The organism is Parabacteroides sp. KHUB-02, assembly GCF_056640955.1.
In genome coordinates this window covers 56264-70799 of the sequence record NZ_JBWQEV010000002.1, presented here as the reverse complement: position 1 = coordinate 70799, position 14536 = coordinate 56264, and the positions used below count along the sequence as shown (strand labels likewise).

Annotated in this window: 13 protein-coding genes; 8 read left to right on the top strand and 5 right to left on the bottom strand. The window is 41.6% G+C overall.

The genetic code is table 11. The annotated features are described in order from the left end of the window. Positions 1-93: 93 nt before the first annotated feature. On the top strand, positions 94-1992 hold the full coding sequence (locus ACYIA1_RS20825; RefSeq protein WP_480336348.1) for a PAS domain-containing sensor histidine kinase: 1899 nt from the start codon (positions 94-96) through the stop codon (positions 1990-1992). On the opposite strand, the gene upp is transcribed toward ACYIA1_RS20825, so the two are convergent. The 3 genes from upp to ACYIA1_RS20810 all read right to left on the bottom strand — a co-directional run bounded on the left by upp (position 1935) and on the right by ACYIA1_RS20810 (position 4045). Then, the gene (upp, locus tag ACYIA1_RS20820) at positions 1935-2588 is read right to left on the bottom strand and encodes a uracil phosphoribosyltransferase (RefSeq protein ID WP_008780579.1); all 654 of its coding nucleotides are present in this window, start codon (positions 2586-2588) and stop codon (positions 1935-1937) included. The genes ACYIA1_RS20825 and upp overlap by 58 nt on opposite strands. 153 nt (positions 2589-2741) lie before the next feature. Further along, positions 2742-3026, bottom strand: coding sequence for an HU family DNA-binding protein (locus tag ACYIA1_RS20815; RefSeq protein ID WP_005856836.1), 285 nt, complete (start codon positions 3024-3026; stop codon positions 2742-2744). 182 nt (positions 3027-3208) lie between these two features. After that, on the bottom strand, positions 3209-4045 hold the full coding sequence (locus ACYIA1_RS20810) for a hypothetical protein (protein ID WP_022192159.1): 837 nt from the start codon (positions 4043-4045) through the stop codon (positions 3209-3211). A 100-nt stretch (positions 4046-4145) separates the two neighbouring features. On the opposite strand from ACYIA1_RS20810, the gene murB reads away from it, so the two are divergent. The 4 genes from murB (at position 4146) to ACYIA1_RS20790 (ending at position 9523) form a co-directional block, all read left to right on the top strand. Further along, positions 4146-5159 (top strand): UDP-N-acetylmuramate dehydrogenase, encoded by a 1014-nt coding sequence (murB, locus tag ACYIA1_RS20805; RefSeq protein ID WP_008772127.1) that lies wholly within the window; start codon positions 4146-4148, stop codon positions 5157-5159. Then, positions 5159-5914 carry an MBL fold metallo-hydrolase gene (locus tag ACYIA1_RS20800; protein ID WP_005862219.1) on the top strand — a complete coding sequence of 252 codons (756 nt, stop codon included), beginning with the start codon at positions 5159-5161 and terminating at the stop codon, positions 5912-5914. Before murB ends, ACYIA1_RS20800 begins: the two co-directional genes overlap by 1 nt. A gap of 117 nt (positions 5915-6031) precedes the next feature. Further along, entirely contained in the window at positions 6032-8410 is a 2379-nt protein-coding gene (locus tag ACYIA1_RS20795; protein ID WP_048927322.1) for an SLBB domain-containing protein, read from the top strand. Between the two features lie 6 nt (positions 8411-8416). Then, positions 8417-9523 carry a Wzz/FepE/Etk N-terminal domain-containing protein gene (locus tag ACYIA1_RS20790; RefSeq protein WP_048927321.1) on the top strand — a complete coding sequence of 369 codons (1107 nt, stop codon included), beginning with the start codon at positions 8417-8419 and terminating at the stop codon, positions 9521-9523. Here ACYIA1_RS20790 and ACYIA1_RS20785 read toward each other — a convergent pair. Both ACYIA1_RS20785 and nth read right to left on the bottom strand, forming a co-directional pair. Beyond that, positions 9520-10377 carry a hypothetical protein gene (locus ACYIA1_RS20785; RefSeq protein WP_229040535.1) on the bottom strand — a complete coding sequence of 286 codons (858 nt, stop codon included), beginning with the start codon at positions 10375-10377 and terminating at the stop codon, positions 9520-9522. The two genes, ACYIA1_RS20790 and ACYIA1_RS20785, sit on opposite strands and share 4 nt — an antisense overlap. A 20-nt stretch (positions 10378-10397) precedes the next feature. Continuing rightward, positions 10398-11036: an endonuclease III gene (gene nth, locus ACYIA1_RS20780; RefSeq protein ID WP_048927319.1), complete on the bottom strand. Its 639-nt coding sequence runs from the start codon at positions 11034-11036 to the stop codon at positions 10398-10400. 134 nt (positions 11037-11170) lie between these two features. On the opposite strand from nth, the gene ACYIA1_RS20775 reads away from it, so the two are divergent. From ACYIA1_RS20775 to ACYIA1_RS20765, 3 genes are all read left to right on the top strand, one after another. Further along, entirely contained in the window at positions 11171-11941 is a 771-nt protein-coding gene (locus ACYIA1_RS20775) for a tyrosine-type recombinase/integrase (RefSeq protein ID WP_480336347.1), read from the top strand. A 498-nt stretch (positions 11942-12439) separates the two neighbouring features. Then, positions 12440-12856 carry a hypothetical protein gene (locus tag ACYIA1_RS20770; protein WP_074908884.1) on the top strand — a complete coding sequence of 139 codons (417 nt, stop codon included), beginning with the start codon at positions 12440-12442 and terminating at the stop codon, positions 12854-12856. 408 nt (positions 12857-13264) lie between these two features. Further along, positions 13265-14119: a helix-turn-helix domain-containing protein gene (locus ACYIA1_RS20765; RefSeq protein ID WP_046452333.1), complete on the top strand. Its 855-nt coding sequence runs from the start codon at positions 13265-13267 to the stop codon at positions 14117-14119. The last annotated feature ends 417 nt before the right edge of the window (positions 14120-14536 follow it).

Sequence of the window (14536 nt, the reverse complement as noted above, 5' to 3'; positions counted from 1 at the left end):
CGAGACAATCTCTTTTTTATTATAGGGGATTTATACTATTTAAATTATATCTTTGTGAAATCATAGTGTAATTTTATCGGAAGGGATATTTTTATGGAGGATATACAGACTCAATTGGATCAATGTAAATTGTTATTAGATAGAGCGGAAGTTGGCTTGTGGGAAGCCGATTTTGTTCAAAGAAGTTATATCTGTTCCGATTATTTAATGAGTATATTTGGGAAGAAGGGGAATAATCTCTCTTTTTTTGAATTTTACTATATAATCCGGGAAGACTTTAGGGATCTGATTACTACGGATTTTTTATCGATCCAATCTGTCGATACGTATGAGCAGATATTTCCGATAATAACACCGACTGGGGAAAAATGGGTACGCTCCAGATTATGTGAGCGTAAGTTGAATAATGGAGTGTGCGTAAAAGCGTTGGGCATATTACAGATTTTACCTAATTTCAAACTGAAAGAGGAAAAGATTAGTAAGATGATCGATCATAATGAGATGATTTTCCGAAAGCTGTATGTAAATTTACCTGTGGGAGTCGAGCTTTATGACAGGGACGGTTACTTGATTGACCTGAACGCAAAGGATATGGAGATATTCGGTATCCGGTCAAAGAAGGACGTTTTAGGAGTCAATATTTTTAGCAACCCGATTATGCCTAAAGATGTGATCAAGAAACTCAAGGAGAATAAATCCGTGAATTTCCGGCTGAATTATTCGTTTAAGAAGGTCGATGATTATTATAACACCTCGAAAGTAGGCGAGATGGATATCGTTACCAAGGCCAGTATTTTATATGACCAAAGAGGTGAACCTTCCAGCTATTTACTTATTAATTTGGATAATACGGAAAAGATGATCGCCTATAACCGTATTTCTGAGTTTGAGAATGTATTTACCTTGGTCAGCGTATACGCTAAAGTCGGTTATGCCCTTTATGACTTATATACCTTTGAGGGCTATGCCATTAAGCAATGGTATGAGAATATGGGAGAGAAGGATGGAACCCCCTTGTCCCAAATTATTGGGATTTATTCTTATATTCATCCGAACGACGCTGGATATATAAACTCATTCTTTGAGGAGGTGAAACAGGGTAAAGCGCATCATTTCCGTAGGGAAGTGCGTGTGAAGTCTGGTGACGGATGGAAATGGATTTGCGCCAATATCACCCTTAACCCTCAAAGCGTAGACCCGAATAAACCGGAGATGATCTGTATTAATTACGATATCACGGAGTTAAAGGACTCTCAATTGAAAAGGGAAAGGGCGGAAGAACTGGATCGTTTGAAGTCTGCCTTCCTAGCGAATATGAGTCATGAGATTCGTACGCCATTAAATGCCATTGTCGGTTTTTCTCAATTATTGGCGGAAACGGATGATCCCGAGGAGAGGCATGAGTTTGTGGAAATCATCGATAGCAATAATCGGATGTTGCTTCAATTGATCAGTGATATTCTAGACTTGGCAAAAATTGAATCCGGTACGATGGATTTCAAGTTCACCGATATGAACGTAAAAGAGGTGATCAATGAGATCGTGACCTCATTCCGTATCAAGATGCCCGATAACGTAGCTCTGATCGCTCCCCAAGATTCACCGGAATGCCAAATCTATAGCGATCGTATGCGGCTGACGCAGGTAATATCCAATTTCCTTAACAACGCGATCAAGTATACGAGCGAAGGTTGTATCACCTTAGCTTACGAGATCATAGGTGATGAGATAAAATTCTCCGTGACTGATACGGGGGATGGCATGAGCCAAGAGATACAAGCCCATATCTTTGATCGTTTCTATAAAGGAAATACGTTTAAACAAGGTACGGGCTTGGGGCTATCTATTTGCGAGACCATCGTAAATAGGCTAGGTGGTCGGATCGGTGTAAATTCCGAGTTGGGCAAAGGCAGTACGTTTTGGTTTACGCATCCCTATTCCTTCTCGCCGAACGCTAAATCTCCTGCATCGCCTAATCCGGGAACGATATAAGAATGATCGTCGAGGTCATTATCTAATGCGGCGATCCAGATTGTAGTCTTGTCATCCGGCATTTTCTTCTGCAAGTATTCCAAGGCTTGTTTGCTTGAGATGATGGAGGCTACGTGTACATGGCCGGGTACTCCTTTGGTCAGCAGGGCCTCATACGCCAATTCCATAGAGCTTCCGGTGGCCAACATCGGGTCGGATATGATCAAGGTTTTACCTGTTAAGCGAGGAGAGGCGATATATTCGATATGAATATCAAAATTCAAACGGTCTTTATATTTGCGGTAAGCGGATACGAAAGCGTTCTCCGCATTATCCAGATACCGAAGGAAACCTTGGTGGAATGGAAGCCCGGCACGCAAGATCGTACTAATCACGATTTGATCGTCCGGCGTATTCATCGGGGCTATACCTAGCGGGGACTGGATGTCTTTCGTACTGTAATGAAATTCCTTACTGATCTCGTAAGCCATGATTTCTCCGATACGCTCAACATTACGACGGAAACGAAGGCTGTCTTTTTGTATGTCTACATCTCTAAGTTCTGCAACAAACTTGTTTAATATGGAATTTGTGTCTCCAAGATTGACGATTCTCATGAGTCTTTTTTTTGAGCCCAAAAGTAATCATTTCCGAACACTAAAAATCATAAGTATGAAATTTTTCATTCATACTTATAAATGAAAGATTTCATACTTATGATTTTTTATCCCCTTACCGGGGATATTTTTACTACGTTTTCGGTTACTTTATTATTTCAGGTGGGCATTCATCGCCTCAAGGAGGAATTTACCCGGTTTGAATTTTACGGTCGTACGAGCGGGGATCATTACTGGAGTACCTGTTTTAGGATTTCTGGCAAGACGCTGTGTTTGCGGTCTTGGGATCAGTGTTCCAAATCCGACAAGTACGATTTCCTCATTTTCAGACATACGCTCAGTTACGATCTCGATGTAAGCATCCAATACTTTCTTTGCTTCTTGCTTTTGTAACCCGGTCTTGTCTGCTAAAGCCTCTATAAGTTCTGCTTTGTTCATAAATGCAAATTTTTTAAATTGTTAAACACTACAAATGTACACTTTGAAGCTGGTTTTATAGTTACGTTTTGCAAAGATACATTTGCATTTGAGTTTCTTATTAAACAAGGCCTACAGATGTTTGTTACATTTTTAAGAACAAAAAATGTTAATAATGTGTCCGTTTGCGAATTTCGAAACATTTATTGAATCTTGATATACCCGATTCGTGTGTACTTGATAGTACGGGATTCTATATGTTTTAAGACCTTAGCGGAAGTCAAAGTCAATTTTTCTCCTACTTGGAAAGCATGAGCGCCCGGTGGCAACGTTTGCGTGGTAAGACTACGATCTTTCGCTTTTATCCTCAATAAGAAGTAATTTCCGGCGATGTCCACGGCCGTGAGCAATTGATCTACATAGAAATATTCGGTACCACGGATAATCTGTGTCTTGTAAGAATCGTCTTCAATGCGGACTTTTGTGATTGTTAACTTTAAATCGCTCAATTTTTCTCCCGGTGTTCCTACAAAGCGGCTTACAGGCATTTTGTATTTCTTACGGGTCTGTAGGTCGAGATAGATTTTACTGTAGGTCACCGCTAACTCTTTAAAACGCATCTCGCTTTTTACGTGAGGCTCATATTTATCGGCTATCCAAACGACGTATCGGGGATCGATCGTATAGATGTCATGCAAATGGTATCCTCTGTATTTACCGAAAGAAATAATATCGTCTCCATTATCGGGAGAGTCTTTGATATCTGTCGTTATAAATAAAGGTAGAAAGGAGTTGCTTACCATCTTAATCGCCTTATTCACCGAGCTGATGGCATTCAAGTCGAGATTCGCCAAATAGACCGTCGGATGATAAGTGGCCGAAGGCGTAAAGAACCAAAGCGTATAATATAAGGTCTTTGAGGTAGGCAAAAGAATGTAGTACCGCCCTTTGTCTGACGTTTTTCCTCGATTGAACGTGTTTAACTTGTCGAGGATCATCTTCTGTATTTCACCGGATAGGCCGGACGTGTTCTCATCCATACGATCAACTCTATATACAAATCTACTGAAAAAATCCGGAACTACATAATTTGCGGATGAGTTATTTATGACTACTTTTGCCCTAAAAATAAAATAGACGATGAGAATAGAGCAGAATTATTCGTTGGAGAAACACAATACGTTCCATCTCCCGGTAAAGACACGTTGGTTCATGGAGTATGAGACGGAGGAGGAGCTGCAACGAATCTTACATGATGAATACTTTCAGGAATGTTTATCCTTGCATATAGGAGGCGGGAGCAATCTATTGTTCATCAACGATTATAATGGCATTATCATCCATTCCCGAATCAAGGGGATTTCTATCTCGGCGGAAACGGACGAGTATGTATCGCTTCGTGTCGGGGCTGCGGAGATCTGGGATGATGTCGTGGCATACGCCGTATCGAAAGGTTGGGGAGGTATAGAGAATCTTTCTTTAATACCCGGTGAGGCGGGCGCTGCCGCTATCCAGAACATCGGGGCTTATGGCATGGAGATCAAGGATGTGATCGAGAGCGTGGAGGCTTATAACCAGTTGACATTCGAGAAACGGACTTTTACGAATACGGATTGTGAATATGGATATCGTAATAGTTATTTCAAGAATGAGCATCATGACCCCCACATCATAACTTATATTACGCTTCGACTATCCAAGAACCCTAGCTTTTCGGTTAATTATGGGAACTTAAAGGAGGAGTTGACGAAATATCCGGAAGTTACTTTGGAAACGATCCGTGAGGCTGTCATAACAATTCGCAGGCAGAAGCTTCCCGATCCGGAAGTATTAGGCAACGCAGGCAGTTTCTTTATGAACCCGATAATTACGGCAGAGCATTTTGAGAAATTGAAAAAGCAATTCCCGGAAATCCCGTCTTATCCCGCTTCGGAAGGAAAGATCAAGGTTCCGGCCGGTTGGTTGATCGAGCAATGTGGGTTTAAGGGTAAAAACCATGGGCCGGTAGGTGTTTACGAGAAACAAGCGTTGGTATTAGTGAATTTAGGAGATGCCCGGGGGCATGAGATCGCGTTGGTCGCGGAGAGCATTCGTACCGCCGTAAAAGATCGTTTCGGTATAGAGCTTATGCCTGAGGTTAAATATGTCGGATAATGAAAATCGTTTTTTTAGGAACAGGAACGTCTACGGGCAATCCTGAGATAGGTTGCCAATGTGAGGTATGTACTAGTAAAGACCCCCGTGATTGGCGTCTACGGGCTTCGATCTTGGTAGAGACGGAAGGGAAACGGATATTGATCGATTGTGGTCCGGACTTCCGTTGGCAAATGATAACCAATAAGATTTACTATTTTGACGCCGTTTTAGTAACTCATGAGCACTACGATCATGTAGGTGGCTTAGATGATCTACGTCCTTTTGGCCGGTATAAAGATGTGGATATTTATGCGGAAGACAATGTCGTGGAGGCGATAAAGACTCGCATCCCTTATGTCTTCCGGGAGCATAAATATCCGGGAGTGCCTAATTTGGTTTTGCATACGATCGGGACGAAACCGTTTGAGGCCGCCGGTGTCATGATCACTCCGATCCGTGTAATGCACGCTAAGCTGCCGATCTTAGGTTTCCGTATCGGCAATATGGCTTACTTGACCGACCTTAAATATCTTCCGGAAGAAGAGTACGCTAAGTTGGAAAACCTTGATGTATTGGTTATTGATGCCCTTCGGAAAGGAGAGCATCAATCGCATGAGAGTCTGGAGGAAGCCTTAGCGAATATATCCCGTATCCAGCCCAAGGAGGCCTATTTAATCCATATGAGTCATCGCATAGGGTTGCATGCGGTCATTGAAAAAGAGTTGCCTCCGCATGTACATTACTCATATGATGGATTAACGGTGACTTTTTAAGTCATATATTGAAAAGATTCTTTATCTTTGCCAGCTGAAAATCTAGAGAATAGCTGCTTTTTTAAGTTAGTCGCTTATAGCAGGAGTGGTATATAATAAAAAACAATAATAGACTGTATGAATTTATCGTTTAAGAACGTACTATGCGTATGTTGCTTATTGCTGTCGGGATCTGTGTATGCACAGGTTCCGCAAGACTTGATTGACAAGGCGAAAGCCGCTGGAATGTCGGATACGCAGATCCAGCAGGAATTAGCCAAGCGTATGAAACAAGAAGGGGGATCAGTCGGATCTCAAGCTACCGCTACCGATGCGAAGGTTAGCGACCGGGTAATGCCGGTAATCGATGAAGGACAATCCTTAGAAGCCCAACGTAGAAATAATCTTCCTGCTTCAGCCATGGAGAATACTGTATTCGGGCATGAAATCTTCTCAAACAAGAACTTATCTTTTGCCCCAGATTTAAACATCCCTACACCTAAGGATTATGTGCTTTCCGCTGGTGATGAGTTATTGATTAATGTATGGGGAGATTCCGAGCTAAACTTGAAATTAAAGATCTCTCCGGATGGTACGATCCTTGTACCAAATTTAGGTCCGGTGTCGGTCAGTGGATTGACGATCGCTGGCGCTGAGACTCGTCTGCGTCAGGAGTTGAGCCAGATTATGTCTACGCTGTCTGGTTCGGGAGAGGGGAATACCTTTGTTTCCGTCAGTTTGAGCCAGATTCGTAGCATGAAGGTGAATATTGTCGGCGAGGTAGTCGCTCCCGGTACGTATACATTACCTTCATTCGCCACATTATTTAATGCGTTGTATGCCGCCGGTGGTGTGAATAAGATCGGTTCTTTGCGTAGCATCAAGGTATATCGCAATAGCAAGGAAATCGCTAATCTCGACGTATATGATTATTTATTGAACGGAAAGTACACAACGAATGTTCGTTTGGAAGAGAACGATATGATTATGGTAGGCCCGTACGACCAGTTAGCGGTGGTTCGAGGTAAGGTGAAACGTAATCGTATTTTCGAGTTGCGCAAGGGTGAGACCTTGAAGCAATTGCTGGATATGGCCGGCGGATTTACCGGCGACGCTTATACGAAGGACGTACAAGTGAAGCGTAAATCAGATAGTCGTTACCAGATCTCTACGGTTTCGGAAGATAAGTTCGCTTCTTTCGTGATGCAGGATGGCGATTCTTTGCTGGTAGATTCCGTTATTCCTTTTTATGAGAATCGTTTGATCGTGACGGGAGCAGTATGGCGTCCGGGAGAATATGAGTTAAGTCCGTCGGTTCGTACGGTAAAGCAATTGGTAAAACAGGCCGCAGGTCTTAAAGGAGACGAGTTCGCCGGCCGTGCCTTGATTACCCGTTTGAATCCGGATTTCACGACTACGATGATCGCCGTGGATATTCGTGGTATCTTGAACGGTACCGCTCCAGATGTGGAGTTGCAAGCGGAAGACCAATTAAGCATTCCTTCCCTATTCGATTTGCGCGAACCTTATACGATCAAGGTTGGCGGAGCCGTGAATTATCCGGATACGGTGCTTCCGTATCGTCATAATTTGACAATAGAGGACGCTATCATGATGGCCGGTGGCTTAAGAGAGTCCGCTTCTTCTATTAATGTAGAGGTAGCCCGTCGTGTGAAGGATCCTAGTTCCAATCAGAATGTCAACCGGATCGCTGATGTATATAACTTCTCGTTGAGTGAGGACTTCAAGTTGAATGCGGGAGATACGATCTTTACGCTGGAGCCGTTCGATGAAGTTTATGTTCGTTTCTCCCCGGGGTATCATGAGCAACAGGTCGTGAAGGTGAACGGCGAGATCACTTTTGCCGGTAGCTATGTATTGGCTACGAAGAACGCACGTTTGAGTGACATTGTCGCGAAAGCGGGAGGCGTTACCCCAGAGGCTTATGTAAAAGGTGCCAGCTTGAAACGTCAGTTGACAGAAGATGAATTGAAACGCATGGAGACCCTTCTGGCTTTAAGTGAGGCGAATAAGCAAAGCCGGGATTCCATCGGTGTAGCGTTGATGAATGTGAAGGACTATTCCGTAGGTATTGATTTAGAGAAAGCGTTGGCAAATCCGGGCAGTATCGATGATGTCGTGCTTCGTGATGGTGATGAACTTTATATTCCGCAGTTGCAAAGTACGGTGAAGATGAGTGGAGCCGTGACTTATCCGAACAGCGTGACTTACACGAAAGGTATGTCAGTTACGGATTGCTTGTCTCAAGCCGGTGGTTATAATGATATCGCACGTAAGTATCCGATCGTAATATATATGAATGGTAAGGTCGCTACGACGAAGCGTACCGCTATCTTTTTCAAGCGTTATCCGAAAGTGGAGCCGGGCTGTGAGATCGTAGTTCCGACGAAGACGCAACGTGAGCGCCGAAGCTTGGCTGAGATCATGAGTATCAGTAGCTCCGCTACCTCTATGGCCGCGATGATTACCTCTATTGTTAACATGATTAAAAACTAATCAGGCATGGATACGATAAACGAGATAAAAAGACAAGAGTTACCTGAGGAGCAGGAGATCGATTTAATCGAACTGGCGCAAAAACTGTGGAAAGAGCGTAAGTTCTTATTGAAAGGCTGTGGTATTGCGGTGGTAGTAGGTTTGATTGTAGCTTTCAGTATTCCCAAGGAATATACAACTACGGTGAAATTGGCACCAGAGACACAGGATGCGGCAAAAAAATCTAGTCTTGGCGGTTTGGCTGCTATGGCTGGGATTAATCTGAATGCCGCTGCCGGTGCGGACGCGATCTCTCCGGATTTGTATCCGGATGTGGTGCAGAGTACCCCGTTTCTGTTGGAATTGTTTCCGGTAGAGGTTACCGATAAGGAAAAGGAGTTAAGCACTACATTGTATGATTATATGAGTGAACATCAACGTAAGGCTTGGTGGGGATATATTGTCTCCGCTCCATTCAAGGCGTTGGGTGCGGTAATGAGTTTAATCTCCGGTGACGAGGAAGAGTCTGAGGGCTTGAATCCTTACCATTTGACAAAGGATCAAGAAGAGGTGGTGAAGGCCTTGCAGGAGCGGGTTTCTGTTTCCGTGGACAAGAAGACCTTGGTTATCACGGCTTCCGTACAGATGCAGGACCCGGTTATTTCCGCTCAGATGACAAAGGTCGTTTTGGAAAACCTCCAGAATTATATTACGAATTATCGTACGCAGAAAGTAAAGCAAGATTTGGAATTTACCCAGAAGGTATTTGGCGAGTCACGTGACGCTTATTATAAAGCGCAACGTGCGTACGCTGCTTTCGAGGATGCCAACCGTAATATTATCTCTTCCAGCTACCGTACGGAGCAGGAACGTTTGAAGAATGAGATGACCCTTACGTTTAATGTTTACAATACGTTGGCGCAGAAGTTGGAGCAAGATAAATTGCGTGTACAGGAAGAAACTCCGGTGTATACCGTAATCGAGCCGGCTACCGTACCTTTGAAAGCATCTTCTCCTAAGAAGGCACTTATCTTGGTCGGTTTTGTCTTCCTCGCTTTATTCGGATGTATCGGATATTTATTCGTAAAAGATATGTTTGTGTCAGCATTCAAGAAAGAAGGGACTGAAGCTTAATTCCCGCAAACCGTAAAATAGACCACGGCCTCGTCATGACTGACTTGTGCCGTGGTTTTTATTTGTGGGAATAGCCGATTGATCCGAGTAGTTATCGTATCGCATAAGTTGGGGTAAAAGTTCTCCAAGGTTTCTTCATAGGGCTGCTCATTGAAGCAGCAAAGGCTTCCTTCATTATAGAATAAATCCATTGCCAACCATTGATTTTTCATTTTCCACTCCGTCGAGTCATTCATTTGAACCTGTAAATCTAAAGAGGCGCTTTGGATGAAGAGATTCATCGCGCCACTCTTGCCTTTTTTACTAATTAGATCAGCTAATTCCGGAATGATCTGTGCGGGGTACATCTGTTGCTTTTTCGCTGTCTCTACCAATAATTTTCGATTGTAGGACACCACGAATATACCCTCGTGGTAGTAACAACCTAGAAAATGCTTATCAACATCCGGATAGTATCTAACAGGAACGGAAGCTTCCTCTCGTTGCTGGGCAGGAAAAGTGAAAGAAGCGTCCAGTTGCTTGAAAATACGCTCTGCCGTATGACTATCCATAGGGGCGTACAAGATATCCCCTTGTGGATAATAAGCGATCAAGAAAGACGATAAATCCGGATTTTGCTGTATTAAAGAGAGGAAAATAGCGGGCGTATGATCCGAGAACGCCTTGCGTATATTCTCCATGGGTAATATCATCTTCTCGAATACAGGAGGACGATTGATAGCAAAAATTGCTGTGGGGGTCGGGATGACCAAGCTATAGGGATCTACCGTGGCGACAAATTGCTCGTCGCTCATATTCTTGTAAAAGTACCTCACGCAAACGATCGTAGCCAAAAACAAGACAATGAATGCCATTATGTCTTTCTTGCCGATCCTCATGTTTGCTTTAGGAAGTATTTACACCAAGGCTTTAATCCGCATTCCTCACATTTCGGTTTCCGGGCGAGGCAAACATATCTTCCATGTAATATCAACCAGTGATGGGCGATGGGGATCAGTTCTTCCGGAATGTTCTTCACTAGCTCCTTTTCCGTTTCCAAGGGTGTCTTGCTATTATTGGTCAAGCCGATCCGGTTGGAGACACGGAATACGTGCGTATCTACCGCCATGGCTGGCTTGTCATATACAACGGATGCGATTACGTTCGCAGTTTTTCTTCCTACACCCGGAAGTTTCTGTAGCTCGTCAATATCGGAGGGAACCACGCCTTTGAAGTCCTCTATCAGCATCTTCGCCATACCTACCAGATGTTTAGCCTTATTGTTCGGGTAAGATACGCTTCGTATGTATTCAAAGACGACTTCTGGTGTGCTAGCTGCCATTACCTCGGGAGTAGGGAAAGCCTCGAACAGGGCAGGAGTGATCATATTCACTCGCTTATCCGTGCATTGTGCGGATAGGATTACCGCTATCAATAATTGATATGGATTGTCATAATGTAGTTCAGTCTCGGCTACCGGTACGTTTTCCTTAAACCAGTTTAATACGCCTTTATATCTTTCTTCTTTTCGCATTGTTTTTTCGGTTTCTATTTTTCGCATCCTAAAGGTATAACTTTTAAAAGGAATATACAAGCGGAGATGTGCCAAAAATAAACAAGCTGATATCTTTGTCTATTTTTTATAGATGTACTTTGAGATAAGAATGTATGAGAAAGAAATGTTTTAAGGAGGGTATGCGGGCATATATAGCCCGGTTGAGAAGCGAAGGGCATTATTCATCGGCCAAGAGTTATCAGGATGCGTTGAATTCGTTCAATCGTTTTTGCGGATTAAGCGAGATTCCTTATTCTTATATTAATAAGGAGAATTTAAGGCGATATCAGGCGTATTTATTGGAAAATGGATGTGCTTGGAATACGGTTTCGACGTATATGCGGCGTATCCGTTGTGTCTATAATCAAGCGGTAGAAAGCGGTGAGGCTGATTACATTCCTGCCCTGTTCAAGAAAGTCTTCACGGGTGTGGAGAGCAAACGGAAAAAAGCGTTGTCGCAAGAGGAGATGTATCGTTTGATGACAGTACGAGTGGATGATCCGAAGCTGTATCAGGCACAATTGGCCCTTTGTCTGATGTTCTTATATGGAGGGATGGCATTTGTCGATTTAGCTCATTTAAGAGCGAGTAATTTCAAGGAGGGAATCTTGGATTACAAGCGTCAGAAAACGGGTACGCAGATGCGGATCGAGGTGCCATGTGCAGCGATCCCGATGTCGAAAAGTCTGGCGAGTATAGCATTGAGTTCTTCTGCGTATTTGTATCCATTTATAGATAGTATGAAGACAGGTGAGGAGGGTTATAAGGCATACAACGCCGCTTTGGCTAGTTTCAATCGGAACTTAAAATTGTTAGCGGAGGTTGCTGGTGTAATTTCTATTGTTACCTCGTACACAGTAAAACATAACATATTTTCTATCTAGTTGAAATATAGATAGTTATTACTTGTTCTACGGATGATAGGTAACGTTTTAGAAACGAGCGAATAGCTATATTTAGTTCTCTTTTGCATCATTCAAAGAACGATATTTTCAATGCAAATATACGTTTTACGTATAACAAAGACAAGCTTTTCCGGTTTCAATTGGTTTAAAATTAACCATCAGGAGGCCAATTTCACTCAAGTACACAGAAAAAGTTTTCTTTTCCCTAGTTAGCCTCTCTCTTTTATGAATTAGCCAAAGAAGTTAGATGGCGAATGAGAGATTTCATTCACCTACAACTTTTTGATATATTAGGAGTAAATTTTCACTTATGGGGCTTAAAAAGGCTATTTTTTATTCTATATTTCACTGTTTTTTTACTTCTATTTTATAAAAGGAAAAAAGGAAATAAATGGTAAATGATAGAACTAAAATGATAATTGGTTTTTATTACAAATTGCTTTTATTTGCAAAATAATTTGCTATTTTATTAATATTATGAGAACATTTCGTTTAGGGATAGCTGGTGGAAAAGTTTTGTCTCGTGCCTGTTTTTCACTGCTCGTCATCAGTAATATTTACTTTTCTTCTTGTGAGGATGATTTGGATCGGGGGCGTATTTCCGCAAACATATTTTTTACTCCTGAAATACGTGCTTACTGGGATCTATTGATCCGTTCCATGGCCAGCACAGAGGTACCACAGGATAGTGTCGCTTCTTTACAAGGTGGTTATCCTCTCTTTTTATCTTTACACCTTATATACCGCAGTATTACCGTTCCTTCAATAGTCAGAGAGGAGGAGGCAACGGGTCGGAAGACTCGTGTCACGTCTGTAACGACAAACAATATACACGATTATTTTAGGGTACTGGCTTATGCTTACACAAGTAGGTGGAGCGAGAACCAGCCCTGAGCTATTTCTACAATGCTATTGCCAGCAAGTCCCCGGTAGCAACTATACGCTTTCGTCTGAAGCAAGAGTACATAATGAACTGAAACTCTCTTTTGGAGAGTTCATAGTCTTTTGACTAAGGGCGTATAATCCGGGAAAATACAAATTGTATATTTAAAAAAGTATAATGTCTCTGTAGGAAATATTCCTTTTTATATGTGGAATTATTCCACATATGTGTTGTTCTATTCCACATGCAACTCTGTTGTTGTTAGATAATAATTATCTGATTACAAATGTATTACACTCTATTAATCTTTGCGTAACGTTTTGGCATACGTTTTATTCTATGATTTAATGCGGAATAGAAATAGATATTAATTATACAATAAGATATAAATAATAATATTTTATAAATAAAAATATGCTATGTCTCTTTTTTATTTGAATGAACATACGTCCTGTTATAATTATTCAAATTTTATAGAGGAAGGATTTCGCTACTATAAATTTGATAAAGGAATAAACTATGAAGAGCGACTGATAAAAGATTGTATTTTGTTTGTTCTGAAAGGAAATCTGCAGTTCTTGTATAACGAATTTGAGTTCACAGTTTCAGAGGGGAAAATGTTCTTTTGGAGCCGTGATAGCCTCTTCAACATGTATTCGTCGGAAGAAAGTGAAGTTGTTGTCGCCCTATTTGAAGGAGGTATATCGCCCTGCCAAAAAGCTTCTTTTTCAGATCTGTTCCATTTAAAAAAAATTATCAAATATCACATGGAATCTCTTGTAATAAAGGACGAGTTACGAAAATTTCTTGAACTTTTGGTTTGTTATCTGGAAGACGGAGCAAACTGTATACACTTTCATGAGACTAAGCTCAAAGAACTGTTTTGGAACATTCGTTTTTATTATTCTAGGGAGGAACAGGCAAACTTTTTCTACACAATTATCGGTCGATCCCAGGATTTAAGAAATAAGGTTCTGAACAATTACAAAGAATGCAGTACCGTAAAGGAACTAGCATCGTTGTGTGGGCTCTCTCTTCCTGCTTTTAAAAGGCAATTCATTGCGGAATTCGGGGAAACACCGAGCAAATGGATGAAGATGCAATTGTTAGGAGAAATTAAATATAGACTCTCGGTTACAGATTTGTCGTTAGGGAGCATTGCCGATGAATTCGACTTTGCTTCTTTAGCTCATTTTTCCAGATATTGTAAAAGATATCTGGGATGTCCTCCTAAAGAATGGAGAGAACAAATAAATAGACGTACAGAGAACTGATTTTAGGAGAGTTTTCAGATCCTGTTTATATGATGAATCGATTCGGATTGTTCAATGAGATTTCCGACTGTGTTATCCGTACTTTTTCTGCTTTATATGTCTGTTTTTTATATGTTATGTAATGCTACTTATGAAAAAGTTTTTTAGTTAGGTCTGAATCGTAGTTTCTCTGATGCACAAAATAAATTTTTGACTTTATGCTTGATAGTCAGAGTAAGATTTTGTTTAGATGTTCTGTCTTTTATCTTTTATAGTCACAAAAAGTTTCATTATTCATCAAATTGTCAGAGGCTTGTATTTTCATCGGGTTCGTATGAAACTAAATCCGATTCTATTATGAAAATACAATTATCTTTATAGGCAATCGTCTTGTTTATGGGGTTTACTGCGCAGGTTCAGGAATCAAATGAACATTAG

Coding starts and splice junctions, on each gene's coding strand:
- ACYIA1_RS20795 (WP_048927322.1), top strand. CDS start 6,032: ATGAATTTATCGTTTAAGAACGTACTATGCGTATGTTGCTTATTGCTG.
- murB (WP_008772127.1), top strand. CDS start 4,146: ATGAGAATAGAGCAGAATTATTCGTTGGAGAAACACAATACGTTCCAT.
- ACYIA1_RS20770 (WP_074908884.1), top strand. CDS start 12,440: ATGAGAACATTTCGTTTAGGGATAGCTGGTGGAAAAGTTTTGTCTCGT.
- ACYIA1_RS20790 (WP_048927321.1), top strand. CDS start 8,417: ATGGATACGATAAACGAGATAAAAAGACAAGAGTTACCTGAGGAGCAG.
- nth (WP_048927319.1), bottom strand. CDS start 11,036: ATGCGAAAAGAAGAAAGATATAAAGGCGTATTAAACTGGTTTAAGGAA.
- ACYIA1_RS20785 (WP_229040535.1), bottom strand. CDS start 10,377: ATGGCATTCATTGTCTTGTTTTTGGCTACGATCGTTTGCGTGAGGTAC.
- ACYIA1_RS20810 (WP_022192159.1), bottom strand. CDS start 4,045: ATGGATGAGAACACGTCCGGCCTATCCGGTGAAATACAGAAGATGATC.
- ACYIA1_RS20775 (WP_480336347.1), top strand. CDS start 11,171: ATGAGAAAGAAATGTTTTAAGGAGGGTATGCGGGCATATATAGCCCGG.
- ACYIA1_RS20815 (WP_005856836.1), bottom strand. CDS start 3,026: ATGAACAAAGCAGAACTTATAGAGGCTTTAGCAGACAAGACCGGGTTA.
- upp (WP_008780579.1), bottom strand. CDS start 2,588: ATGAGAATCGTCAATCTTGGAGACACAAATTCCATATTAAACAAGTTT.
- ACYIA1_RS20825 (WP_480336348.1), top strand. CDS start 94: ATGGAGGATATACAGACTCAATTGGATCAATGTAAATTGTTATTAGAT.
- ACYIA1_RS20800 (WP_005862219.1), top strand. CDS start 5,159: ATGAAAATCGTTTTTTTAGGAACAGGAACGTCTACGGGCAATCCTGAG.
- ACYIA1_RS20765 (WP_046452333.1), top strand. CDS start 13,265: ATGTCTCTTTTTTATTTGAATGAACATACGTCCTGTTATAATTATTCA.